The 24,942-nt window shown below is 60.2% G+C and carries 21 protein-coding genes and 4 tRNA genes; 8 read left to right on the plus strand and 17 right to left on the minus strand.

Translation table 11 applies throughout. The annotated features are described in order from the left end of the window. Positions 1–622: 622 nt before the first annotated feature. The 7 genes from ACZCWR_RS06660 to rph form a co-directional block, all read right to left on the minus strand. Positions 623–1,432, minus strand: a complete 810-nt coding sequence (locus tag ACZCWR_RS06660; RefSeq protein WP_487302917.1) for a hypothetical protein — start codon at positions 1,430–1,432, stop codon at positions 623–625. Positions 1,433–1,523: 91 nt separating this feature from the next. Next, a complete protein-coding gene (locus tag ACZCWR_RS06665; RefSeq protein ID WP_487302918.1) occupies positions 1,524–2,768 on the minus strand; it encodes a tyrosine-type recombinase/integrase in 1,245 nt (414 codons plus the stop codon). A 241-nt stretch (positions 2,769–3,009) separates the two neighbouring features. Further along, positions 3,010–3,099 (minus strand) — tRNA-Ser (locus tag ACZCWR_RS06670). A gap of 45 nt (positions 3,100–3,144) precedes the next feature. Beyond that, entirely contained in the window at positions 3,145–4,350 is a 1,206-nt protein-coding gene (locus ACZCWR_RS06675; protein WP_487303270.1) for an MFS transporter, read from the minus strand. 11 nt (positions 4,351–4,361) lie between these two features. Continuing rightward, positions 4,362–5,585 (minus strand): radical SAM family heme chaperone HemW, encoded by a 1,224-nt coding sequence (gene hemW, locus ACZCWR_RS06680; protein WP_487302919.1) that lies wholly within the window; start codon positions 5,583–5,585, stop codon positions 4,362–4,364. Continuing rightward, a complete protein-coding gene (rdgB, locus tag ACZCWR_RS06685) occupies positions 5,582–6,202 on the minus strand; it encodes an RdgB/HAM1 family non-canonical purine NTP pyrophosphatase (protein WP_487302920.1) in 621 nt (206 codons plus the stop codon). The genes hemW and rdgB overlap by 4 nt, the downstream gene beginning before the upstream one ends. After that, positions 6,195–6,953 carry a ribonuclease PH gene (gene rph / locus ACZCWR_RS06690; RefSeq protein WP_487302921.1) on the minus strand — a complete coding sequence of 253 codons (759 nt, stop codon included), beginning with the start codon at positions 6,951–6,953 and terminating at the stop codon, positions 6,195–6,197. Before rph ends, rdgB begins: the two co-directional genes overlap by 8 nt. Before the next feature lie 250 nt (positions 6,954–7,203). Here rph and ACZCWR_RS06695 point away from each other — a divergent pair, with 250 nt between their 5' ends. From ACZCWR_RS06695 to ACZCWR_RS06715, 5 genes are all read left to right on the plus strand, one after another. After that, positions 7,204–8,142, plus strand: coding sequence for a YicC/YloC family endoribonuclease (locus tag ACZCWR_RS06695; RefSeq protein WP_487302922.1), 939 nt, complete (start codon positions 7,204–7,206; stop codon positions 8,140–8,142). A 9-nt stretch (positions 8,143–8,151) separates the two neighbouring features. Continuing rightward, positions 8,152–8,826, plus strand: a complete 675-nt coding sequence (gene gmk, locus ACZCWR_RS06700) for a guanylate kinase (RefSeq protein ID WP_487302923.1) — start codon at positions 8,152–8,154, stop codon at positions 8,824–8,826. Positions 8,827–8,906: 80 nt separating this feature from the next. Next, complete coding sequence (gene rpoZ, locus ACZCWR_RS06705) at positions 8,907–9,110, plus strand: DNA-directed RNA polymerase subunit omega (RefSeq protein WP_006999799.1); 204 nt, start codon at positions 8,907–8,909, stop codon at positions 9,108–9,110. 69 nt (positions 9,111–9,179) lie between these two features. Next, complete coding sequence (locus tag ACZCWR_RS06710; RefSeq protein ID WP_487302924.1) at positions 9,180–11,573, plus strand: RelA/SpoT family protein; 2,394 nt, start codon at positions 9,180–9,182, stop codon at positions 11,571–11,573. A gap of 64 nt (positions 11,574–11,637) precedes the next feature. Next, entirely contained in the window at positions 11,638–12,129 is a 492-nt protein-coding gene (locus ACZCWR_RS06715) for a phage protein NinX family protein (RefSeq protein WP_487302925.1), read from the plus strand. A gap of 57 nt (positions 12,130–12,186) precedes the next feature. Here the strand turns inward: ACZCWR_RS06715 and ACZCWR_RS06720 are convergent. Both ACZCWR_RS06720 and ACZCWR_RS06725 read right to left on the minus strand, forming a co-directional pair. Further along, positions 12,187–12,263, minus strand: a tRNA-Arg gene (locus ACZCWR_RS06720). Positions 12,264–12,375: 112 nt separating this feature from the next. Continuing rightward, a tRNA-Arg gene (locus ACZCWR_RS06725) sits at positions 12,376–12,452 on the minus strand. Positions 12,453–12,603: 151 nt separating this feature from the next. Between ACZCWR_RS06725 and greB the strand changes: the two genes are divergently transcribed. Beyond that, complete coding sequence (gene greB, locus ACZCWR_RS06730; protein WP_487302926.1) at positions 12,604–13,155, plus strand: transcription elongation factor GreB; 552 nt, start codon at positions 12,604–12,606, stop codon at positions 13,153–13,155. 62 nt (positions 13,156–13,217) lie between these two features. On the opposite strand, the gene ACZCWR_RS06735 is transcribed toward greB, so the two are convergent. Next, positions 13,218–14,372 carry a porin gene (locus tag ACZCWR_RS06735; RefSeq protein WP_487302927.1) on the minus strand — a complete coding sequence of 385 codons (1,155 nt, stop codon included), beginning with the start codon at positions 14,370–14,372 and terminating at the stop codon, positions 13,218–13,220. Positions 14,373–14,903: 531 nt separating this feature from the next. After that, a complete protein-coding gene (locus ACZCWR_RS06740; protein WP_487302928.1) occupies positions 14,904–15,125 on the minus strand; it encodes a hypothetical protein in 222 nt (73 codons plus the stop codon). Positions 15,126–15,736: 611 nt separating this feature from the next. Between ACZCWR_RS06740 and ACZCWR_RS06745 the strand changes: the two genes are divergently transcribed. Further along, positions 15,737–16,939, plus strand: coding sequence for an exonuclease domain-containing protein (locus ACZCWR_RS06745; protein ID WP_487302929.1), 1,203 nt, complete (start codon positions 15,737–15,739; stop codon positions 16,937–16,939). Here ACZCWR_RS06745 and ACZCWR_RS06750 read toward each other — a convergent pair. The 6 genes from ACZCWR_RS06750 to pepN all read right to left on the minus strand — a co-directional run bounded on the left by ACZCWR_RS06750 (position 16,858) and on the right by pepN (position 23,832). Then, positions 16,858–17,463: a chorismate mutase gene (locus ACZCWR_RS06750; protein ID WP_487303271.1), complete on the minus strand. Its 606-nt coding sequence runs from the start codon at positions 17,461–17,463 to the stop codon at positions 16,858–16,860. The genes ACZCWR_RS06745 and ACZCWR_RS06750 overlap by 82 nt on opposite strands. Before the next feature lie 213 nt (positions 17,464–17,676). Next, positions 17,677–17,829: a hypothetical protein gene (locus ACZCWR_RS06755; RefSeq protein WP_487303356.1), complete on the minus strand. Its 153-nt coding sequence runs from the start codon at positions 17,827–17,829 to the stop codon at positions 17,677–17,679. Positions 17,830–18,428: 599 nt separating this feature from the next. Further along, positions 18,429–19,577 carry an acyltransferase family protein gene (locus ACZCWR_RS06760; RefSeq protein ID WP_487302930.1) on the minus strand — a complete coding sequence of 383 codons (1,149 nt, stop codon included), beginning with the start codon at positions 19,575–19,577 and terminating at the stop codon, positions 18,429–18,431. A 209-nt stretch (positions 19,578–19,786) separates the two neighbouring features. Beyond that, positions 19,787–19,862 (minus strand) — tRNA-Thr (locus ACZCWR_RS06765). A gap of 53 nt (positions 19,863–19,915) precedes the next feature. After that, complete coding sequence (locus tag ACZCWR_RS06770; RefSeq protein ID WP_487302931.1) at positions 19,916–20,935, minus strand: class 1 fructose-bisphosphatase; 1,020 nt, start codon at positions 20,933–20,935, stop codon at positions 19,916–19,918. 170 nt (positions 20,936–21,105) lie between these two features. After that, a complete protein-coding gene (gene pepN / locus ACZCWR_RS06775) occupies positions 21,106–23,832 on the minus strand; it encodes an aminopeptidase N (RefSeq protein WP_487302932.1) in 2,727 nt (908 codons plus the stop codon). Between the two features lie 216 nt (positions 23,833–24,048). Between pepN and ACZCWR_RS06780 the strand changes: the two genes are divergently transcribed. After that, entirely contained in the window at positions 24,049–24,771 is a 723-nt protein-coding gene (locus tag ACZCWR_RS06780; protein WP_487302933.1) for a DUF4136 domain-containing protein, read from the plus strand. Positions 24,772–24,942 lie beyond the last annotated feature (171 nt).

Genomic DNA, 24,942 nt, shown 5'->3' on the forward strand with positions numbered 1-24,942 from the left:
GGGTGGGCAGGAGCTCAAAACCGCTACAAGACGGCGGGCATATTCCCCTTGCGGGTCTTTTATTAGCCGCACTCCCGCCCATAGGCGCAAAACCAATAGGCGAAACAAAAGCCACAGACTGACGGGGTGGCTGGACCGCTTGTAGAGGTGTTTTGAGCACCGTTCCCGGAGGATAGTCGAGTGATTCGCCGTCCGTCAAGTTGTTCGCAGAATCGTACCTGGCCGATGGCGCCTGCAAGTGCTCTGATCTAGCATCTGTAATTGGGTTGTTTGATTGGCAGGCCTTCGGGCCGGCTATTTTTTTATTTGTCATGCGGGCTCTCCGAGCAGGACTGCACGCAGCTCACCGACGTTCCACAGGGCGTGGCCGCCAATGGTGCGGGGCTTCGGGAGATCACCGCGCTTAGAACGATTCCAAACCGTAGAGACGCTGCAGGAGCAAAGCGCAGCAACGGCTTGAACCCTGACGCCTGCGGCGGAGGGCAGGCTGTCGAAGTTGCGGACTTCAGTGTTGAGCATCGAATCGACTCGAAAGAGTGCGGGATTGCACGAGACGACTGTATTTCGATGGTCTGATGGGTTTTGCCACTTGGCAAAGCCAGATGCCAGGTGGCAAGTTGGCCTATTTCCGGAGGAGATCGACTCCTTCAGCCACGCTGGCGCGAATACTCGATCGCCCGAGCCCGTTGCAATTGACGTCAGGGATTTCGGCGATGAGATCTACGACGGCATCTGCTATCTGGCTGGCGTTCGGCTTTTCGCCTCTTCGGTAGAGCGCCGCCCTCTCGGCGAGCAACGTGGCCATCGCGCCTACTTGCTTAAGCAGCGTTTCCCGCTCTCGTTTCCCGGTGTCTTCCGCCGTCTGATTGACGCGCGGGGAAGCAGACTCTCCATTTAGCAGTCTGCGAAGGTCCGCGCTGGCAACACGAAAAACATCGGGATCAGGAAATTCAACATCAACAATGAAGTCTTTTACTACGCTGGAGCCAGAGGCACGGCCAGGCATCCGGCGCAGCACTTGAAGAAGTGATTGTCCATCTGCGTCTCGGAGGAGGACTCCATCCGAGAAAACTATCTGGCCTGCTCTGTCTCCGTCGAAGACCTCCTGCCGTTCGCGCCGGGCGTCGACGGCAATCTCATACACTCCCTCCAGCAACTGAACCTGGTCTGACTGCCAGAACCACTGCTCTCGTCGCTTTGGATCGAAAGAACGCCCGCCAGCAACCGACGAAGAGAGCAGCCCAAAACAGTGACAACCGCGCGCTATCGGAACGGCATAACGTCCTGTCGCATCCCACCAGACTGGAATTTCACCCGCTGCTATCTGCTCGAGAACGTCTGAATCTGTGATGTGCTCGTTGAACGCATTTTCTAGGAGCGAGGCTGCTTGGCTGATGGAAAACCATCGCTTGAAAGATCCAAGCTTCTGCATTTGCTTGCCCTGTAGCGAAGCCCTATTGACAGCCGTGCCAGCCGGGTAGGGCATCCGGTTCTCGCCCCGTCGGGCTAGGCACGGCAGATCTTCACGCCTGCTTGTTCATAGGAACGACTGTCCCTTCCTCGATGACCTTGTCACAGAACGCGGCCCAGTCGTCCATCAGACGTCGGCGCTTCTGTAGTACGTCGGAGCGCCAGTAGGCCGCCTCAGTCGCATCGCCCTTGATATGTGCAAGCGCCACTTCGGCCAGTTCGCGAGGATAGTTTGTGTACTCGCTGGCCCAATCTCTGAACGTCGATCGGAAGCCGTGGGGCGTGGCCTGCAACCCTTGCCGACGCATGATCGCGAGCAGAGACATATCAGACAGCGCGCCGCTTGCCCTCGGGCTGGGAAACACGAGGTAGACATCCTCTTGGCGCTCGATGGCCTTCAGCAGCCGTACGGCCGCCGCGGGCAGCGGCACTCGATGTTCCTTTCGCGCCTTCATCTTCTCGGCCGGCACCGTCCAAATACGTTTTTCGAGGTCTATCTCGCGCCAGTCGGCAGCCCGCGCTTCGCCGGATCGCGCCGCGGTCAATATCGAGAACTCCAGGCACCGCGCGCTGACGCCTTCAATGGCGCGCAACCTTTTCATGAACGCGCCCATCTGCGCGATCGGCAAGGCGGGGTGATTGCGAACGCGCTTCGTCTTCTTCGGGGCGCTCAGTAGCTTGTCGAGGTTGCCCCGCCACGCGGCCGGGTTGACACCTTCATCCCGAAAGCCCTTCACGCGCGCATAGTCGAGAATGGCCTCAATCCGGCCGCGCAGGCGGCTTGCAGTTTCGGTCTTGGACTGCCAAATGGGTTCGAGGATTTCGAGGACGTGAGAGCGCGTCACATGGCGGATTTGCATTTTGCCGATGACCGGGTGAGCGTACTCGGCGAGGGTATATGTCCACTGCGCGCCGTGCTTAAGGTTGCGCCACTCGACTTCCTTCGCAGCGATGTACCGCTCTGCGGTCTTCTCGAAGGTCATCTCCAGCGCGTGGCCCGCGCGCAGTTGACTCGCCGCTTCCTTCCGCTGCATCACAGGGTCGATACCGCGCTTGATGTCCTCTCGGAGGGCGAGGGCCTTCTCGCGCGCTTCGGCGACGCCCATCCCCTTCTGCGAGTAGGCCTCGATGCCTATCTCGCGACGCTTGCCGGCGACAACCACGCGAAGCACCCAGTAGCCCGCCCCAGTGTCCGAGACGTCAAGGTACAAGCCAGCGACGCCCCCCACCGCGTATCGGCCTGGTTCCTTCAGTCTGCTGACCGCCAACGGTCCAAGTTCCTTCGCTTTCTTTGGCATCGCCGATCGTCGAAGTTTCCACAAGCTGTGAGAGCCTTAGATGGAGCCGCGAGCAATCTACCCACCAACCCCTCCACCATCAGCCCTCCACCATCCCATCCACCATAAAATTTACGACTGAACGCGTCGAAACGCAATGAGTCGAGACGCTCCGACGGAGATGAATCGGGCTGAAAGTCTTGCTGGACGGGAGTTTGCGCGATCAAGCGCGACGAAACGAGACGAGAAAAAACAGGCGGGGTGGCGGAGGCGGTGAGATTCGAACTCACGGAAGGATCACTCCTTCGCCGGTTTTCAAGACCGGTGCCTTAAACCGCTCGGCCACACCTCCAGCAAGGCGCGTATTGTAGCGCAACTCCTCGGCCGTGGGCAGCCGTTAGCCTTCCAGCGACCGCGTCGCTTTTAAAGCGGGAAACAATCGCATCCACAATAGCGCGATGGCGATCGTCCCCAGTCCGCCGATCAGCACCGCCGGCACCGTCCCGAACAATCCCGCCGTCATGCCGGACTCGAATTCGCCGAGCTGGTTCGACGTCCCGATGAACAGCGAATTGATCGCGCCGACGCGACCGCGCATGTCATCCGGCGTCTGCAACTGCACGAGCGATGTCCGCACCACCACGCTGATGACATCCGACGCGCCCAGCGCCGCCAGCGCGATCAGCGACAGCACGATATTGCGCGACAGCCCGAAGACGATCGTCGCGAAGCCGAACGCGATCACGCCGCCGAACAGCGCCGTGCCCGCGCGCTGCCGCAGCGGAAAATGCGCGAGCCAGATCGATCCCGTCAGGGCGCCCACGGCAGGCGCCGCACGCAACACGCCCAAACCCCACGGACCGGTATGCAGAATGTCGCGCGCAAACACCGGCAATAAGGCCGTCGCGCCGCCGAGCAGCACGGCAAACAGATCGAGCGACAACGCGCCGAGAATAACCGGCTTGCTCTTGATGAAACCGATCCCCGAAAACAGCGCCTCGAACGACAAGGGCGCACGCATGCGCACCGTTTCATCGATGCGAATCGACGTCACGGCGAACGCCGCCGCCAGAAACACAACGGCCACCGCGCCATACACCGTCAACGCGCCGAGCCCATAGAGCAGACCACCCATCGCAGGACCGAGAATCATCGCGGTTTGATTCGCGGACGTGGCCCACGCGGTCGCCTGCTGTAACTGCGCACGCGGAATGAGGTTAGGCAAAAGCGCCGCCATCGATGGCGATTCGAACGCGCGCGCCGCACCCGTGACGGCGGCAATCGCGTAGATCGGCGTGGCGGTTTGCCAGCCATGCCACGCGCCCGCGCACAGACACAGCGCGCCCGCGCCCTCGATCGTCTGACACACCCATGCGATGGTGCGCCGGTCGTATCGATCGGCAACATGCCCGACCACGAGCGTCAGCAGGAACATCGGCAGAAACTGCGCAAGGCCGACGAAACCGAGCGCGAACGCGCTATGCGTGATCGAATAAACCTGCCAGCCGATCGCGACCGACATCATCTGAAACGCCACCGACGACATCACCCGCGCGCTCCAGAACAGCGCGAACGGACGATGCCGCATGACCGAGGACGCCATCGCCGGCGCGCTCAATTGTGCGGTTCCTTCAAGAACAACTCCTGGAGATCGTTGAGAAAGCGCTGCCCGAGTTCGGTCGGCGCGATGCGTTCGAAGTCGCGCGTGATAAGACCGCGCTTCTCGGCTTCAACCAATGCTGGTTCGATGGACGACAACGACAAACCCGTGCGCTCGACGAACGCATGCACCGGAGAGCCTTCGGTCAGACGCAGCGTGTTCAACATGAATTCGAACGGCAAATCGCGCGGGCCGACTTCGCGTTCTTCCTGAATCGCGTTTTCCGTGGATGAAAGCGCCTGTTCCATGTACGTCGCCGGATGCTTGAAGCGCGCCTGACGCAGAATCTTTTGCGGAAACGACAGCTTCGTATGCGCGCCCGCACCGATGCCGAGATAATCGCCAAAGCGCCAGTAGTTCAGATTGTGCTTGCTCTGCCGATGCGGCTGCGCATACGCCGATACTTCGTAGTGCGCATAACCCGCTTCCTGCGTGCGTTCGTGAATCCAGTCCTGCATGTCGGCGGCGGCATCGTCGTCGGGGAGGGCGGGCGGGTACTTGGCGAACAGCGTGTTCGGCTCCATCGTCAGGTGATACAGCGAGAGATGCGGCGGCGCGAACGCCATCGCGGTTTCGATATCGTGCCGGCATTCATCGAGCGATTGCCCGGGCAGCGCGAACATCAGATCGAGATTGAAGTTGTCGAAATGCTTCGCGGCGATTTCGACGGCGGTTCGTGCCTGCGTCGCATCGTGAATACGGCCCAGCGCCTTCAGATGCGCTTCATTGAAACTCTGGATACCGATCGACAAGCGGTTCACCCCGCTCGCACGATACGACGCGAACTTCGCCGCTTCGAACGTGCCGGGATTGGCTTCGAGCGTGATCTCGGCATCGGCATCGATGGGCAGCAGGGCGCGCGCATCCGACAGCAAGCGGTCGAGCCCCTGCGCCGACAACAGCGATGGCGTGCCGCCGCCGATGAAGATCGTATGCACCTGACGGCCCCACACGAGCGGCAGCGCGCTTTCAAGATCGGCGCGCAAGGCATCGAGATAACGGTCTTCGGGGAACGTGTCGTCCTTCGCTTCGTGCGAATTGAAATCGCAGTACGGACACTTGCGCACGCACCACGGAAAATGCACGTACAAGGAAAGCGGCGGCAACGACGTCAGCCGGATGCTTCCCGGCGACGTGAACGCCTGCACGACATTGATAGTTTTCGGTCCCGCACTCACGCCAGTTCCTTCAACCGTTGCAGCAGATCGCGCAACGCGAGCGCGCGATGACTGAGCGCGTTCTTGCGCGCGGGATCGAGCTCGGCAGCGGTGGCGTTGAGCGTCGGCAGATAGAAGTGCGCGTCGTAGCCGAAGCCATGTGCGCCACGCGGGGCGTCGATCACTTCGCCATGCCAACGGCCTTCGGCGATCAGCGGTTCGGGATCGTCCGCGTGACGCACGAGCACGAGCACGCAGAAGTAATACGCGCGGCGGTCTGCTTTATCCGCGAGATCGGCGACGAGGCGCGCGTTGTTCGCGGCATCGCTTTTTTCACCGCCGTTGAGCGATGCATAACGCGCCGAATAAACGCCCGGCGCACCGTTGAGCGCGCGCACGCAAAGACCGGAATCGTCGGCGAGCGCAGGCAGTCCGGTGAGCGATGCCGCATGCCGCGCCTTCGCCAACGCGTTTTCCACAAAAGTAGCGTGCGGCTCGGGCGCTTCGGGCACGCCGAGTTCGCCTTGCGCGATCAGCTCGACGCCCGCCGCATCCAACAGCGACGCGAATTCGCGCAGCTTGCCCGCATTGTTCGATGCGAGCACCACGCGCCCCAGTTGGCTCGCCGAATCAGACACCGTGAATCTCCAGCGCTTCCTTCTGCTTCAAAAACAGCGCCTTGATGCCGCTGTCCGCCAGATCGAGCAATTCGTTCATTTCTGCGCGCGTGAACGGCGCGCCTTCCGCCGTGCCTTGCACTTCGACGAAACCGCCCGCGCCGGTCATCACCACGTTCATGTCGGTGTCGCACTGCGAGTCTTCGTCGTAATCGAGATCGAGCACCGGCGAGCCTTCGAAGATCCCGACCGAAATCGCCGCGACGAAGTCCTTCACCGGCGTGCGCGCGATCTTTCCCGATGCGACCAGCTTGCTCACGGCATCGTGCGCGGCGACGAATGCACCGGTGATGCTCGCGGTGCGCGTGCCGCCATCGGCCTGAATCACGTCGCAATCGATATGCAGCGTGCGCGGACCCAGCGCGTTCAGATCGAACACCGAACGCAGCGCGCGGCCGATCAGGCGTTGAATCTCCTGCGTGCGGCCGGTTTGCTTGCCGCGCGCGGCTTCGCGGTCGTTCCGGGTATGCGTGGCGCGCGGCAGCATGCCGTATTCCGCCGTGAGCCAGCCTTGCTCGCGTCCGCGCAGAAACTCCGGCACGCGCTCCGCGATGCTCGCGGTGCAGATCACCTTGGTATCGCCGAATTCGACCAGCACCGAACCTTCCGCATGCTTCGTGTAATGCCGCGTGATGCGCACATCGCGCAACTGATTCGCGCGGCGGCCGCTCGGGCGCGGAGGAGACGGCTTGAGCAAAGGGGAATCGGTCATGGGAGGGGAATGGTGAGAGTGGATGCGCGCAAACGCGGCGCAAAGCGGGATTTTATCGTCAAACCCCTGTGGACGTTGCGCGTGCGTCACGCTTCGCGGCCAGCGGTCCGGGCGGGATCATCGGCAAAGATGGGATAATGAGCGTTCCTCGCCCGGCGGCCTATCGCGTGCCAGTCCCAGTGCACCTGCAATCGCCCGGCGTATCGTTGAACCGGCCTTCGCAACGAAGGCGTCCATCGCGAGACGTACCATGATCTACAGCATGACAGGCTATGCCAGCGTGACGCGCGAAGTCGTCGCGCAAGGCGCGGGCAGCAATGGCGCAAGCGCGTCGAGCGTCGGCATTTCGGTGGAATTGCGCTCGGTGAATTCGCGTTTTCTCGACCTCAATTTCCGCATGCCCGAAGACGTCCGCGCGACCGAACCGCAATTGCGCGAAATGCTGATGTCGAAGCTTTCGCGCGGCAAGGTCGATATCCGCATCAATCTGAACCGCGTGGAACAGACGGCGAACGCAGGCGCATTGAATCGCGACGCGCTCACGCAACTCGCCACGCTCGAACGCGCCGTGCTGGACGCTTTCCCGGATGCCGAACGCATGCGCACCGGCGAAATCCTGCGCTGGCCGGGCGTGCTGTCGGAAAGCTCGGTGTCGCAGGAAGCGCTGCGCGAAGCGGTGCTGGCGTGCGGCAAGCAGGCCATCGCCGATCTGATCGATGTGCGCGCGCGCGAAGGCGCGGCTTTGTCGGCGGTGCTCATCAATAACGTGACGGAGATGGAAGCCATCGTCGCGCGCGTGACGCCGCTGGTGCCGGAACTGATCGGCAAGCATCAGCAGAAGATCGTCGAACGTTTGCAGGATGCGCTGGGTGTCGCAACGGAAGGCGCATCGGCTTCGGTGCCGCGCGAGGAAATCGCGGAGCGCATCCGCCAGGAAGTGACGATGTACGGCATTCGCATCGACATCGCCGAGGAATTGCAGCGGCTCACCGCGCATCTGAACGAAACGCGCCACGTGCTGCAAAAGGGCGGCAAGGTCGGCAAGCGCCTCGATTTCATGATGCAGGAGCTCAACCGCGAAGCGAACACGCTCGGCTCGAAGGCCGCGGCCAAGGAACTCGCCGATTCCTCGATGACGCTCAAGCTGCTCATCGAACAGATGCGCGAACAAGTTCAGAATCTGGAGTAACGCAAGATCATGCCTCACTCGACACACAGCTCGCACAGCCATTACACGGGTATTTATCCCGGCAATCTGTTCATGGTGGTGGCGCCTTCGGGCGCGGGCAAATCCACGCTCGTGAACGCGCTGCTGGCGCAGGACGAAGCCATCCGTCTGTCGGTTTCCTACACCACGCGCGACCCGCGCCCGAAGGAAACCAACGGCATGCAATATCACTTCGTTTCCATCGACGAATTCATGGATCGCCACAAGAAGGGCGAATTCCTCGAAAGCGCGGAAGTGCACGGCAACTACTATGCGACCTCGAAAGTGTGGATCGAGGATCAGATGAAAAACGGCCACGACGTGCTGCTCGAAATCGACTGGCAGGGCGCGCAGCAGGTCAAGAAGCAGTTCCGCAATGCGGTGGAAATTTTCATTCTGCCGCCGTCGCTGGACGCGCTCGAAGACCGGCTCAAGAAACGCGGTCAGGATTCCGAGAAAGTGATCGTGCGGCGGCTGCTCGCGGCGGGTAGCGAGATGGCGCATGCATCCGAAGCGGAGTATGTGGTCATCAACGAGAACTTCGACCGGGCGCTCGCTGAACTGCGCTGTCTGGTGGCCGCGACGCGTCTTCGCTTTACCTCGCAATACGCGCGCAATACGCAGTTGTTCGTGGAGCTTGGCATTCACTCGTCGCCGCAGCATTGAGGCGGCACGACGCTTAAAGGTGGCCGGGTCGCACCGGTCACATAAGGTAGAATAAAACGCATATCCCGAAGGAAACAAACATGGCTCGCATCACCGTTGAAGATTGCCTGAAACAAATCCCGAATCGCTTCGAGCTGGCGCTCGCGGCAACGTATCGCGCGCGTCAGCTCGCGCAAGGCCATACGCCGAAGATCGAAAGCCGCGACAAGCCGACCGTCGTCGCGCTGCGTGAGATCGCGGCAGGGCAGGTCGGCATCGAAATGCTGAAGAAGGTGCCTGTTTAACACCTTCGGTTCCACCGTTTCATTTTCTCAACCGACGACCGCACGCGTCACACGACCACGGAGGCGAACATGAGTCCAGCACCGTTGCCCGCCTCCGCTTCCGTGGATACCGATATCGAGCAGGATCACGATTCCTCGCACGATGCCGACAAGTCTCAGCCCGCGCGCAAGTACATCGACGCGGTCCTCGAGCAATCCTTCCGTCATCTCTTTGGCCCGACGGCGACGCCTGAGCAGCCACGCAAGCTCGATGTCGTTTCCATCGCGAAACTGACGAACGCGCTGGCGAGCTACATCACGCCGGAGGAGATCAAAGAGGTCAAGTCGGCGTTCCATTTCAGCGACGAAGCGCATCTCGGGCAGTATCGTCAGAGCGGCGAGCCGTACATCACGCATCCGGTGGCGGTCGCGGAAATCTGCGCGGGCTGGAAGCTGGATGCGCAATCGATCATGGCGGCGCTGCTGCATGACGTGATCGAGGATCAGGGCGTCACCAAGACCGAGATCGCGGAGCGCTTCGGCGCGAAGGTCGCGGAACTGGTCGATGGCCTGTCCAAGCTCGACAAGATGGAGTTCCGCAATCGCGAGGAAGCGCAGGCGGAAAACTTTCGAAAGATGCTGCTCGCGATGGCGCGCGATGTGCGCGTCATTCTCGTCAAGCTCGCAGACCGGCTGCACAACATGCGCACGCTGGGCGCGGTGCCGTCGGAGAAGCGCCGGCGCGTGGCGCGCGAGACGCTGGATATTTATGCGCCGATCGCGCATCGGCTCGGTCTGAACAATACGTATCGCGAGTTGCAGGACTTAAGCTTCGCGAACTTCAATCCGACGCGTTACGCCACGCTCGAAAAAGCGGTGAAGGCGGCGCGCGGCAATCGTCGCGAAGTGGTCGGCAAGATTCTGGAGTCGGTGCAGCGGACCATCGCGGAAGCGAAGATCAGCGCGGAAGTCACCGGCCGCGAGAAAACCATCTTCAGCATCTACAAGAAGATGCGCGACAAGCAGTTGTCGTTCTCGCAAGTGCTCGACGTGTATGGCTTTCGCGTGGTCGTCGAGAGCGCGCTGGAATGCTATACGTGCATCGGCGCGTTGCATGCGCTTTACAAGCCGGTGCCGGGCAAGTTCAAGGATTACATCGCCATTCCGAAGGTGAACGGCTATCAGTCCTTGCATACCACGCTGGTCGGGCCGTTCGGCGCGCCCATCGAATTCCAGATTCGCACGCGCAAGATGCACGAGATCGCGGAAGCGGGCGTGGCTGCGCATTGGCTGTACAAGAACGGCGGCGCGGATCTCAACGATGTGCAGAAACGCGCGCATCAATGGCTCAAATCGCTGCTGGATATTCAGAGCGAAGCCGGCGATTCGAGCGAATTCCTCGAACACGTCAAGATCGATCTGTTCCCGGATGCGGTCTACGTGTTCACGCCGAAGTCGAAAATCATGCCGCTGCCGCGCGGCGCGACCGCGCTCGATTTCGCGTATTCCATTCACAGCGACCTCGGCAATCAATGCGTCGCGGTGAAGATCAATAACGAGCTTCTGCCGTTGCGCACGGAGCTCAAGAGCGGCGATATCGTCGAAGTCATTACCGCGCCGTATTCGAAGCCGAATCCCGCGTGGCTCGGCTTCGTGCGCACGGGCAAGGCGCGTTCGGCCATCCGTCATTATCTGAAGACGATGCGCCTGAACGAGTCCGTGCAACTGGGCGAACGGCTCGTCGATCAGAGTCTGAAGGGCTACGGTCTCGCGCTGTCCGACGTCACGCCGGAAGTGTGGGAAAGGCTCGTTCAGTGGACGGGCAACAAGACACGTCAGGAAATTTTCGCGGATATCGGGCTGGGCCGGCGCGTGGCGGCGGTCATGGCCAAACGTATCGAAGTGCTGATGAACGGGCGCGACGACGACGAGCATCATCACCGCGAACATACGAGCACGAATACCGCGCCGCCGGTGGTCATCACCGGCACGGAAGGCATGTCGGTGCAACTGTCGCCGTGCTGCCGGCCGATTCCCGGCGACGACATCATGGGCTATATCGGCATTGGGCTCGGCATGGCGATTCACACGACCGAATGCCGCGTCGCGCAACGCATTCACCGGCGCGATCCGGGCCGTTGGATCGACGTGGCGTGGGCACCGCAGCCGGGCCGTCTGTTCGATGTCGCCGTGAAGGTGCTGGTCAGGAACACGAAGGGCGTGTTCGCGCGCGTCGCGGCGGACATTACCTCGGCGGATGCCAACATCGTGCATATCGCGATGGATGAAGACGTCTCGCAGGAAGCCAAGATGCTGCGCTTCGTCATTCAGGTGAGCGATCGTGTGCATCTCGCCAACATCATGCGTCGCGTGCGCACCAATCCGGATGTCATGCGCATCGCGCGTGAGCGTCCGAGCGACGAACCGCATCACCGCAATCAGGACGGCGGCATGCGCATCGACCGCGAACGCGCCGACTACTGATTCTTCCTTCAGGCGCGGGAACGCGGCGTGCAATGCCTGTCGTCACGACAGGAGAATGCCGCACATGAATACTTCCGATCTCGATGACACCGCGCTCGACTACTGGGTCGCGCGCGCCTTGCACGACTTCGTTCGTGAAATCCACTTTACCGACAGCGGCGAGACGCTTGCCATTCGCGGCAACGATCGCGGGCGTCCGTGGGACGGGCGCTTTTTGCCATCGACTTCATGGGAAGCCGCGTCCGTCGTGCTGGAGCGCGCGTGCAAGCTGGAAATGGCCGATCACGGTCGCGGCGAAGTGGTGTGCCACGTGTGCTTCGGAAAAGACGGTCAATCGATGGAAGGGCGCGGGCCGTCGCTGCGCATCGCGCTGTTGCGCGCGTTCGTGCGCCACACCTTCGGCGAGACGGTCGAGGACGAGATTCTGCGTCGGCCGCAATCGCTGCTTGGCTTGCGCACGGAGGCGATTGGAGAATCGACGGCGGTGACTTCGGTGGAGGATGTGCCGTCGCCTACCATGCACATCGGCGATATCGGTTCGACGCCGCGCGTTTGAGCTAACCGGACGCGCAGAAACAAAAAGGGCCTTCCACATGGAAGGCCCTTCGAAAAGTGGCGCGGCTGGCAGGATTCGAACCCACGACCCCTTGGTTCGTAGCCAAGTACTCTATCCAACTGAGCTACAGCCGCACGCAAAACGGTACTGCTTGATACGTCATGCGCTTATGGTTAAGCGCTTTGATGTTTGCGTCATTCAACGCGACCGCCGTATTGACGACAACACGAAAACATCAGAAATAAGTGGCGCGGCTGGCAGGATTCGAACCCACGACCCCTTGGTTCGTAGCCAAGTACTCTATCCAACTGAGCTACAGCCGCACGCAGAAGCGGAATTATAAACACGTCCATTGGAAAATGGAAGGGCCGTTGACCAAAAACGCGAGGTACCAAGCCTTGGCACCCGCTTCAGGCGGCGCTCGGACGTGGTAAGTTGATGGATTGAAAGCACGCATCGGTCAGGATTCGCACCATGAACAAGGCATTTGTCAAAGAGTCCGACGAGAGCGACGACGACCTCGATCTGGGCCAGCCCGACGTCCCCGCAGGGACGAAGAACTACATCACGCCCGCAGGCCACAAACGGCTGCGCGACGAGTTGCTGCAACTGCTCGATACCGATCGTCCGGAAGTGGTCAGGCTCGTGTCGTGGGCGGCGTCGAACGGCGATCGTTCGGAGAACGGAGACTATATCTACGGCAAGCGGCGGCTGCGCGAGATCGACCGGCGCATCCGGTTTCTCACCAAGCGGCTGGACATCGCGGAAGTGGTGGACAGCAGCCGGCAGGAGAACGTGGATCAGGTGTTCTTCGGCGCGACCGTCGATTACGCGGCCGACGATGGCGATGTGAAGACGGTGACCATCGTGGGCGTGGATGAGGTGGATCTGGATCGCGGCCACGTGAGTTGGATTTCGCCGGTGGCGCGCGCGCTCCTGAAGGCGAAGATCGGCGATACGGTGCCGCTGCATACGCCCGTCGGGATTCAGCAGATCGATATTCTCGACGTCAGGTATCCGAGTTAAAACGCGTCGAGATGAAAAAAAGGCCGCTCCGAAGAGCGGCCTTTTTGTATTGCGCGTGCTGCTTAGAAGCGGTGACGCAGACCAACCGTCGCCGACACTTGGTTTTCCGTCGAGGACACGCCAACGCCGTTGATCGTCGCGCCCAGGCCCGAGTTTTCCGTGCCGATCACGTGTTGGTATTCGCCCTGCAGGTACACGTCCGTGCGCTTGGATAGTGCGTAGGCCGTTTGCAGATCGACCTGGTGCCACTTCGGCGCCACGCCATCGATACGGCTGTTCGTGTACGTGTAGTTCGCGGCGAGCGACAGCGCCGGCGTCAGGTTGTAGCGGCCGTTCACTTCGTAGTTCGTGAAGCGCACGTGGCCGTTCGACAGCGGGTCCGAGACGCCCGAAACCTGCGTGCCGGCCGGCGTGATGAACGAGGCGTCGTCGAGCATCGTCTGCGTGAAGACGAAACCGACCGTCGCCGGGCCGAAGGCGTAGCTCACGCCACCGCCGAAGATGCGCTGACGGCCTGCTGCGAACGGTTGGTCTCCCGCGACTGCGCCGTTGGCGTTCAGCGCCGCGCCGGCTGCGCTGGTTTGCGTGTTGTTCAGTTGCAGGTAAGCCGCCGCCACGTTCAACGGACCGTAGTTGTACGATGCGCCGACGCTGTATTCGCGGTTGTTGTTGAAGCCGCCCGCTGCGTTCGAGAAGCCATATTGCGCGCCCAGCTTGAAGCCGGCGTAGTTCGCGCTCGTGTACTTCACCGAGTTGTTGACGCGGAAGGTGTTGTCGAGGTTGTCGTTATCGAACGGGTGGGCGAACTGCGTGCCGCCGTATTGCGTGCCGGTCAGAGCCAGAGGTCCGAGGAAGTCGACCACGGAGTCGTATTGACGACCGAGAGTAACGGAACCGAACTGTTCGCTCGACAGACCGACGAAGGCTTGACGACCGAACTCACGACCACCTTGGCCCAGCGTGCCGTTCGCGATGTTGAAGCCGTTTTCCAACGTGAAGATTGCCTTCAGGCCGCCGCCGAGGTCTTCAGCGCCGCGCAGGCCCCAACGGCTGCCGTTGACCTGGCCGCTCGTCAGCTTGTAGTTGCTGTGGCCGCCTTGATTGTTCGTGTAGGTGATACCCGCGTCGATCAGGCCATACAGCGTGACGCTGCTTTGCGCGTGGGCCGCGGTGGCAAAAACGCCCGTCAGGGCAGCGACCATGAGAGTCTTTTTCATCTTTGTAACTCCGAGAGCAGTATGGGCCGTGGACCCAGGCTTTGAGGAAACCGCTTTCGCGACGCGCTGCGAGAGGCGCTTTCGCGGAAGCGAATGTGTCAGGCAATGCGACACATGTGTTTCCGGACCAGACGAAGTGTAAAGACGGTGTTACAGACTCGAAGTTCTGATTTCCGCAATAAATCATTCTCCGATCAGCAATGATGCTGAAATCAATAATTGTCGTTTTTAATCAATGAGTTGGTTCGGAATAAAGTCGGAAGGCGGGCGGTGTCAACCAATCGACGTTGCACTTGCGCGACACGATTCGTCACGGAAAAGCAACAGGAAAGCTCGGAATATCGATTGTTGAGAAAGTGGAAATAGACGTTTGTCTTTTTTGACGGTAATTCTTGCGGACGCTATGGATATACTGGCATTTCTGCTTTCCGAAGCAGACTTTTTCGTTGACGGAAAAAGATCTCCAAACTTTGTCAGCGCGACCCTCAAAGGTCGCGCTTTTTTTTTGGCTGCACGCGCTCCCGGTGCGCCTTATGCGTTTTCTTCTTCGGCGACGAGATCGCTGCTCATCGGAATGGCCCAGTCTTCCATGACGTAACGGCGCGCATCCATCGGCGAGGAAAGCAGGTTTTGCCAGTGATCTCCGTGCCATGCCGGGTCGAATTCGAGCGCCGACACTGCCTCTGCATCCGGCGCGACGTTCGGTGTGGTCAAGGACTTCAGCCAAAGGGCCGCTCGCTTGAATTGAGTCATCACTAAGATCCTCCCTTGCTATTCATTGCCATCACATCTTCAGTTTGAATTTGGATGGAGAATCGGACAAGACGAGTAAACACTTACGTTTCGAATAATTCTGTTACTAAAGTGGTAATAAGTGCTACTCACGGGACTTTCGGCAAACAGTTCACCGTTCAAGCATATTTATTGGGCCAGAAAGTGCGAATTACCGAGTTGACGTGTTTATGTTCAGCCGCACTCTTACCTGTTCAAAATAGCAAATACGACTGCTTTCGGAATGTCTGACCAAGGCCTGCAGTATGGCGAGCCTGTGCGTGGCGCTTTTCCTCAACTAAGAACGCCTTCGAGTAATTAATTAACAGTTAGTTCGATGACGATTAAACTCTTCGCGACAAAATGACCAGCGCCGAACTTCATTCTGTGTCGAGGCTTTAGTCGACACACGCGATCTACTCTCTACAAATCAAATCGCCAGAACTAGACGCTTAACAAATACGGTATTTCTGACCGATAGAAGATGACAGCTAATCGCGCTCGTCATCAAACGGGCAAACGCGCTGCGTTAGAATGAACGAGCCTTTCGCGCCCAAGGCGCCGCCCGATTCGCTCTGTCCGTGCCAGCAACAATGCCACCTGAAACCATTCCAGAAATCGCGCTTCCCGCTGCGCCCATCGTATTTGTCGATCTCGAAACCACCGGCGGCACGTTCGGGGTAGATCGCATCACGGAAATCGGGATCGTGGAGGTTGGGCCGTCCGGCGTGTCGACCTGGAATTCGCTGGTCAATCCGGGCAAGCCGATTCCCGCGTTCATTCAGAACCTGACCGGCATCACGAATGACATGGTGCGTCACGCGCCGACGTTCGAAGAACTCGCGTCCGGCTTGCTCGAACGGATGAACGGCAAGCTTTTCATCGCCCATAACGCCCACTTCGATCACAGCTTTTTGAAGAGCGAATTCAAGCGGCTCGGCTTGCGTTTCGTGCCGGACGTGCTTTGTACCGTGCAGTTATCACGCGCGATGTATCCAACGGAAAGCCGCCACGGTCTGGATGCGCTCGTCGCACGTCACGCGCTGGTGCCGAGCGCCCGCCACCGCGCGCTCGCGGATGCCGATCTCCTGTGGCAATTCTGGCAGTACCTCCACCGCGCGCACGAAGCCGACGTGCTGCTCGCTCACATGGAACGCGTCACGCGCCGGTTTCAGCTTGCCGCGCATATCGACGAAGACACGATCGAAGCCATGTCCGCGGGCTTCGGCGCCTACACCTTCTATGGCGATAACGACGTGCCGCTCTACGTCGGCAAGAGCGTGCGTCTGCGTCAGCGCGTGCGTTCGCATCTGGTCGGGCCGCGCCGGTCGGCGAAGGATATGCGTCTCGCAGCGCTCGTGCGGCGCGTCGAATGGAGGGCAACCGGCGGCGAACTCGGCGCTTTACTTGCTGAAGCGCAGTGGATTGCGACCTTGCGACCGCTTCACAATCGCGCATCGAAAACACGCCTTGGCGAAGTGCCGGGCGCGCCGTGGCCGTACTCAGGCGCGATCGCGATCGAAGAAAGGGACACGACGACCGGCGAGCGCGCGTGGCACGTGATCGACAAATGGCGGTACATGGGAACCGCCGCCACGCTGGACGAAGCCCGATTGCTGCGCGCCGCCGATGCATCGCCGTCGTTCGCAGTCGCGGTTCATCGCATTCTGGAAGAACGTCTGGCGCGCGGGCTGGCCGTCACGCCGTTACTGGCTTATCCCACCGCGCCCACGCCGCCTGCCGCGCAAACATGCGACAGCGCCCGGCCGAGTGGCGCATTCATCGACGCATCGTAGCGCGTGAGATGCTTCCAGCGCGCGAGACTGTCGGCGAGCCGCAGCGGGCAATCGTCGGCATGACGAAGCGGTTCGACGCGAGCCAGCGCGCTTATCAAAGATTGCGTCAGCCGGTCGAGTTTCGGCCGAGTGTCGTGCGCGAGGTCGGGCGGCGCGCTTTCCGGCGCGGCCTTGAGCGAACGCCAGTTGTCGAATAGCGCGTTTTGCACGTCCTTGCTGGCATCGATCTGATCGCGAAAAAACTGGCGGGCGAAATCCGGATCGAGTTGCGCGTCTGTCGCCTTGTCCACGACCTGCGTGAGCAGTGCGGCTTCACGCGGTTCATCGGTGATGGCTTCATGACGCGCCCATTTATAACGCGCGACGGGTTCGGCCAGCGCCAGACGCTGCGAGACGAGCGCGATCACGTTGGTGAACGGCGTGTCGTCGCCATCGGCATGAGCGGGCGCAATGCAGGCGGACGACAGCGCGCAACTCGCGATGAGCGCGCGAACAAGACGGGAACAGGGATTTCGACGACGCATCGGTTTGTGAGCGAAAGCGGACAAACCGCCAGCATAGCGTACCGTCGTCACCTGCTTGGGGGAGAAGGCGAGCGGCGGCGCATGACCGCTCGCATCGAGGGTCATGCGCGATGCGCGTGTCGCGTCCTGGCGTGAGCCATCAGCGGGCCTTGCGGCCGGCGCATACCGGGCGTCGTTTTCACGACGACGGTGCGATCGTTCAGCGCGTCCGCCTCAAGTGGACGTTGCCGCTTTGCGCTGTTCGTCGAAGAACGCGCGCACATGCTCGGGCAACTCGGCCGCGAGAAACTCGACCGCTGTCGGTTCCTGATCCGGACAGGAAACGGTGTCGGGTGTCGGAATTTTCGTCGGTTTCTCGTCCATCATTTTCTCCTCGATGACAACAACAATTTCGCCTGCCGCGCGATTCGGCTTTTTGCGCCGCCGCATCCCGCGTTGCTTTCAAATACCGTTTTCCTCGGTAATTGCGTTATCGGTTCGACCTGACAGGCACTTGAGCGCAGCGTAAGGTCGAAAACGTTTGGCACCGATTTATTTCTGTCACATGCGAGCGAAGCAAGAAACTACTGGTTCAAACCAAGCTTAACTCGCAAAAATTACGTATTTGTGTGAATCAAAAAGCGATCGCGCAAATCGATACGGCGCAGTTTTCCGGTATCGAATGTCTTCACGTGCTAATACTGTAGCCTTTCCTCTATGGATATAACGATACAAGGAAACCAGCGTTGACGCTCGATGGTGCACAGCGGAAAATGGTTCGTTGTTGTACGAAAGCGCACATAAGGCGCAAAACGAAATGCCGGGCCGCCAAATCGTCGAATCGATGCAACAGGTTTCGTGGGAGAACGCAAGGTCCGGGGCGCGACACTGCGTTGGTGACAAGCTGAATTGGCTCCGGGAGCAAGAGCGAAAACCCGCCTCATTTCAAGAGCGCGGGTTTTTTTGCTTCAAATCGAGCGACTCGATCAGTTGGAGACCGAAGTCGGCGTGCCCGCAGCGAACGTACGATTGAATTTCGCACCTTTCTTTCGGAACGGTTCCTCGATCAACCGAAAATTCAGTTCCGCGCCGATCAGCATGATCGCGAGTGCCGTGGCCGCGAATCGCAACGTATAGGTTGAGTTCAGCGCCGCTCCATGCGTGACTCTCGCCCAGATCTCGTGCGTTACCCAGAAAGCGGGCATGTGGATGAGGTAAATGGCAAACGACCTGGAACCGATCCATTCGAGCAGAGACCGAGCCGGCGATGCCGGGAGGAAGTACCCGCGGTTATAAGAGCATAACCAGACGATAACGCCACTGATCGCGGCGATGATGCCGGTGTAGAACCACGTGATTTCGTACCGTGCGAACGCGAACACGCCGAACAGCAACGCAATGCAAAGCGGATAGCGCATCGCCGAACTGGCGAAACTCGAATTGGAAAAACGTGGTTCGAAAAGCCGGTAGATGGCGCTGCGTTCGAAAATCGCGAGCAGCACGCCGAACAGCAGAGCATCCGTGCGCAGGAAAGCGGGTAGCGTTCCCCATTGAGGACGCCATAGAAAGAACTGCAAGACAATCAGGAAAGCGAGCACCGGCGCTAGCTTTTTCTTGCTCAAGAGCACGACGAACGGGAACAGGACATAGAACTGTTCTTCCAGCGACAGGCTCCAGTAAATGTGGAAATCGCCGCATATCCCGCCGTGCTGCGAGCACATATAGTCCTGCACATTCTTGATGTGAAAGAGAATGGCGGCGACGTCGGAAAGATTCTTGCCATCGAGCCGGAGCGTATCGGTGTATTTGAATGTGAGACCCGCAAGCAACGGAAGTGCGAGCCAAAGCCACGCAGATGGCGCGATGCGATAAAAACGCCTGACCCAAAAGGCGATGACTTCACGCCAGAAATCGAGTCCTTGCCGTGCTTCGATGCGCGGCAATAGTCCACGCGCGATGACGAAGCCCGAGATGGCATAGAACATATCGACGCCGGTCCACAAGCCCGCGCCAATGTGTGTCCAGCGCTCGGCATCCCAGACGAACAGGGCGGGTAAGTGGCTGACCACGACGAAAAGTACCGCAATCGCTCGCAACGCCTGAATTTCGGGATTTCTCGGGTCGTGGGACCGCATTTGACTGAGATCGGAGAAGGTTTTGATTAGGGCGGCATAGTATATCGTGCGCGTGCTGGCGTCCTTTTAAAGTTCGGCCTGGAATGCACTAAGCCGTCGCATATTGGACCTGCGAGTAACCCGTTCAAAGGGTTACTTCGGAAATGACACGGACTTCAGAAAGCAAAAAGCCCAGTCGCAATGACTGGGCTTTTTCGCTTAAATCTATTTGGTGCCGGAAAGAGGAATCGAACCCCCGACCTTCGCATTACGAATGCGCTGCTCTACCGTCTGAGCTATTCCGGCATCAGAGAAACAAGATTATAGCGAGGCTTTTCTCGATTTGGCAAGAGCCTGAATCAATTTTTCTTGTCCAAGTGGTAACGGGTCACACGATCCACTTCATTCTTCGATCCAAGAAACACGGCGACCCGCTGATGCAGACTCGTCGGCACGATATCGAGAATGCGCTGTTCGCCATTAGTCGCAGCACCACCCGCTTGCTCGACGATGAACGCCATCGGATTCGCTTCGTACATCAGACGCAACTTGCCGGGCTTGGACGGATCGCGCTTGTCGGCGGGATACATGAAGATGCCGCCGCGATTCAGAATGCGGTGCACATCCGCGACCATCGACGCAATCCAGCGCATGTTGAAGTCTTCCTTGCGCGGCCCGTCCTTGCCGTCGTTCAGCTCGCCGACATAGCGCTCGACCGGCTCATACCAATGACGCGCGTTCGATGCGTTGATCGCGTACTCGCGCGTTTCGGTCGGCACCGTCATGTCGCGCTGCGTGAGCACCCACGAACCGAGTTCGCGATCGAGCGTGAAGCAGTTCACGCCGTGGCCGGTCGTGAGCACGAGCACCGTCTGCGGTCCATACACCGCATAACCCGCCGCGACCTGTGCCGAACCCGGCTGCATGAACGCCTGTTCGCTCGGCTCCGCGCCATCCGGGCAGCGCAGCACCGAAAAAATGGTGCCGATGGACACATTCACGTCGATGTTCGACGAGCCATCGAGCGGATCGAAGGTCAGCAGATAGTTGCCCTTCGGATAGCGATTCGGGATCGGGAAGATCTTTTCCATTTCCTCCGAGGCCATCGCCGCCAGATTGCCGCCCCATTCGTTGGCTTCGAGCAGGATTTCGTTCGACATGACATCGAGTTTCTTCTGCACTTCGCCCTGAACGTTTTCGCTGCCGGCGGTGCCGAGCGCATCGCCGAGTGCGCCCTTGCTCACGTGAAAGCTGATCTGCTTGCACGCGCGCGCGATGACTTCGATCAGCAGCCGCAAATCGGCGGGAAGGTTTTGATGTTCGCGCTGTTGCTCGATCAGATACTTGGTGAGCGTGGTGCGACTGGAGATGGAGGACATGCGGGACTCCGATAGCGGTAGCGTTAGACGAATATTCACGATTCTAACCGCTCGACCCGGCGGCTTTATATGACAGCGCCCGCGCGAATCCGCCAGAAGTGAGAACGGCCACCGCGCAAAAACCTCGCGCGATGGCCGTCGAACGCCAAAAAACTCAGACTAAACAGCGCTTAAGCGGCGAGCGCCTTTTCGACGACTTCACGCACATCGCGCGACTTCGCCTTCGCCGCGACTTCGCTGAGCGCTGCATGCATCTTCTCGCGCAGCGCGGGCGCGAAACGACGCCACAACTCGAGCCCGCGCGCGAGCCGGGCGGCGACTTGCGGATTGAGCGAATCCAGCGCGATCACCTGTTCCGCCCAGAACGCATAGCCGGAGCCGTTGGCCGCGTGGAATTGCGCCGGGTTGCCGCTGCAAAAACTGAAGATCAGCGAGCGCGCGCGGTTCGGGTTCTTCAGCGTGAACGCCTGATGCTGCATCAGCTTGCGCACAATCTCGATCACGTTGCGATCTGGACCGCCGCGCTGCGTCGCCTGAAGCGCGAACCATTTGTCGACGACGAGCGCTTCTTTCTCGAAGCGGCGATAGAAGTCGTTCAGCGCGGCATCCGCGACGGTGGCATCCGCGCCCTTCGTCGCGCTCGCGAGCAGCAGCGAGGAGAGCGCTGCCGAACGATCGGTCATGTTGTCGGCGGCGTCGTATTGCGCTTGCGCGAGGTTGACGGCATCTGCGGGATCGTCGGTTTGAGCGAGATAGGCGAGGGCGAGGTTCTTCAGGCCGCGCTTGCCCGCATCTTCCGGCGTCGGACGATATTCGCCCGGCGTGCGGTTGGCTTCATACAGCGCGAGCCACTTGTCGCGCAACTGATTCGCGAGGCGTCGGCTCATGAACACGCGCGCGGCGTGCACGGCGGCGGGGTCGGAAACCGGCATCTGTTCGGCGAGATAGCTTTCGGACGGCAGCATCAGCGCGAGTTCGCGGAAGGCGGGCGTGAGCGTTTTATCGTCGAGCACTTGGGCGAACGCGGCGATCACCTGATCGTCGAGCGAGAGCGTTTCGCCCTTGGCCGCGTGTCCGGCCAGCGCGAGCAATTCGCGCGTGGCAAGGCGCTGACCGGCTTCCCAGCGGTTGAACGGATCGCTGTCGTGCGCGAGCAGGAAAGCAAGATCCTCGTTCGTGTAGTCATATTCGACGATCACCGGCGACGAGAAATTGCGCAGCAGCGAGGGCAGCGGCGCTTCGTTCACATCGACAAAGGTGAAGGATTGCTCGCGTTCGGTGAATTCGAGCACGCGCGTCGTGCCGCCCGGTTCCTTCTCGCCTTCCAGACGCAGCGGCAAATCCGCGCCGTTCTTGCCGATGAGACCGACCGCGAACGGAATCAGCAGCGGGCCTTGCTGCGTTTCGCGCGCGGCTTCGGATGCGTCGCCGTAACCTTGCGAGAGCGTCAGCGTGTAGCGCTTGGCGGCTGCATCGTATTTAGAACGAACGGACACGCGCGGCGTGCCGGCCTGGCTGTACCAGCGCTCGTATTGCGCGAGGTCGCGGCCGTTGGCGTCCGCCATTGCGCGGCGGAAGTCGTCGCAGGTCACCGCCTGTCCGTCGTGACGCTCGAAGTAGAGGTCCATGCCGCGCCGGAAGCCGTCGCGGCCGAACAGCGTCTGGTACATCCGCACGACTTCCGAGCCTTTCTCGTACACGGTCATCGTGTAGAAGTTGTTGATTTCGACGTAGCTCTCCGGACGCACCGGATGCGCCATCGGACCGGCATCCTCGGCGAACTGCATCTGACGCAGCACGCGCACATCCTCGATGCGCTTGGTCGCGCGCGCCGCCGCGCTCGCCGCGCCGTCCACGTCGCCCGCAGCCATGTCGGCGGAGAATTCCTGATCGCGGAACACGGTCAGCCCTTCCTTCAGGCTCAACTGGAACCAGTCGCGGCAAGTCACGCGGTTGCCCGTCCAGTTATGGAAATACTCGTGGCCGACCACGGCTTCGATATTGGAAAAGTCGATGTCCGTCGCCGTTTCCGGATTGGCCAGCACGTACTTCGTGTTGAAGATATTGAGGCCCTTGTTTTCCATCGCGCCCATGTTGAAGTCGCTCACCGCGACGATCATGAAGCGGTCCAGATCCAGTTCCAGCCCGAAACGCTTTTCGTCCCAGCGAATGGAATGGATGAGCGAGTCCATCGCATGACGCGTCTTGTCGAGATCGTGCGGCTCGACCCAGACTTGCAGCAGCTTCTCGCGGCCCGAACCCGACTTGATCTTTTCCTCGATGCACACCAGCTTGCCCGCGACCAGCGCGAACAGATAACTCGGCTTCTTGAACGGGTCTTCCCACACGGCGAAATGACGGCCATCGGGCAGATCGCCTTCTTCGATCAGATTGCCGTTCGACAGCAACACGGGATACGCCGTCTTGTCCGCGCGCAGCGTGACGATATAGGTGGACATCACATCCGGCCGGTCCAGAAAATACGTGATACGCCGAAACCCTTCCGCCTCGCACTGCGTGAAGAAGTTGCCGCTCGACACATAAAGCCCGGACAACGACGTATTTTCAGCAGGATTGCAGATGCTTTCGATGACCAACTCGAACGCGCCGTCCGGAATATTGCCGATGGACAACCCGTTATCACTCACGCGGACATCTTCATTCGATTTGCCATCGATGCTCGCACTCACGAATTCGAGTTGCTCGCCCAGCAATTCCAGACGCGGTGCGTTGCCCTGAGCATCCGGATTGCGCGACAGGCGCATGGTATTCCTCACGACCGTGCGCGCTGGCACGAGATCGAATTCGAGCGCGACGGACTCGATCAGAAATGCGGGCGGCGTGTAGTCCTGTCGGCGGATGACGGCGGAAGCGGCGGATGCGGTCGTGTCGGACATGGCAAGATCTTTAAAATGGTTGATGCGGCGCAGGCATGGATACGTGCTTCGGCACCAATGCACGCGCGGCTGGTCGAACCATTGTACAAGCCGCCCGGAGATCGTGAATCGGGCGGTGCAAAGCGTCGTGGACCCCACAAAAACCGGACGTCGTCATGCATCCTGCGGCGGCGTCATCCATAACCGAGCAGGGCGCTTGAAGAAGTGAGGAAGACCATGGATTACCCGATCGGATTCAAACCGCGCGGTGTGCGCGCGTGGGCGCGTGCCGGATTGGCCGTATGCGCGATGTGGCTCGCGGGCTGCACGACCTACGTCCAGACGCAGGTTACCGCGTTCTCCAACTGGAACGACAGCGCCAGCGACGCCACGCGCACCTACGCGTTCTCGCGGCAGGGCGAGCAGTCCAACAGCATCGAACAGACGACTTACGAGACGTTGATTGCGGGCGAATTGTCGAGATACAACTTCCGGCAGGTGCCCGAATCCAGCGCGCGTTATTCGGTCGCGCTCGCGTATTCCGTGCGCGGCAGTGCGGTCACCGTGCGTCAGCCGGTCTATTACGATCCGTGGTATGGCCCGTGGGGCGGTCCCTGGGGCGGATGGGGACCGGGCTGGGGCGGCGCGTTCGGTCCGTGGGGACCGACGGGTTACGTCGATCAAACCTATCCGGTCTATATCCACGCGTTGTCGATCCGCATGACGGACCGCGCGAGCGGGCGCGAAGTCTATAAGGTATCGGCGGTGAATTCGACCGATGACCCGTCGCTTGTCAACTCGTTGCCGTATCTCGCACGCAGCGCGCTCGCGGGCTTTCCGCTCGGCAACGGCACCGTGCGCACGGTGACGATTCCCGTCGATAAAAACGGTGCGATGGGCAGCGATGCATCGCTCGGAAACGAACGAACGGTTCCGCCGCCTCCGCCCAAGGTTCAGTGACAGAGGCAATAAAACGGCCCTGCAAAGGGCCGTTCTCCTATGTATTTTCCGCCGGAAATAATTGCCGCAAACGATTGGCTCGATGCCTTCACTTCGAAAGCACAATCGCGCGTAAAGCCATATCGCGCCTGTCCATACGGGGATTCACGACGATTTGAGAATCATCCGCAA

The sequence above is a fragment of the Caballeronia sp. A2-2 genome, from assembly GCF_057612605.2.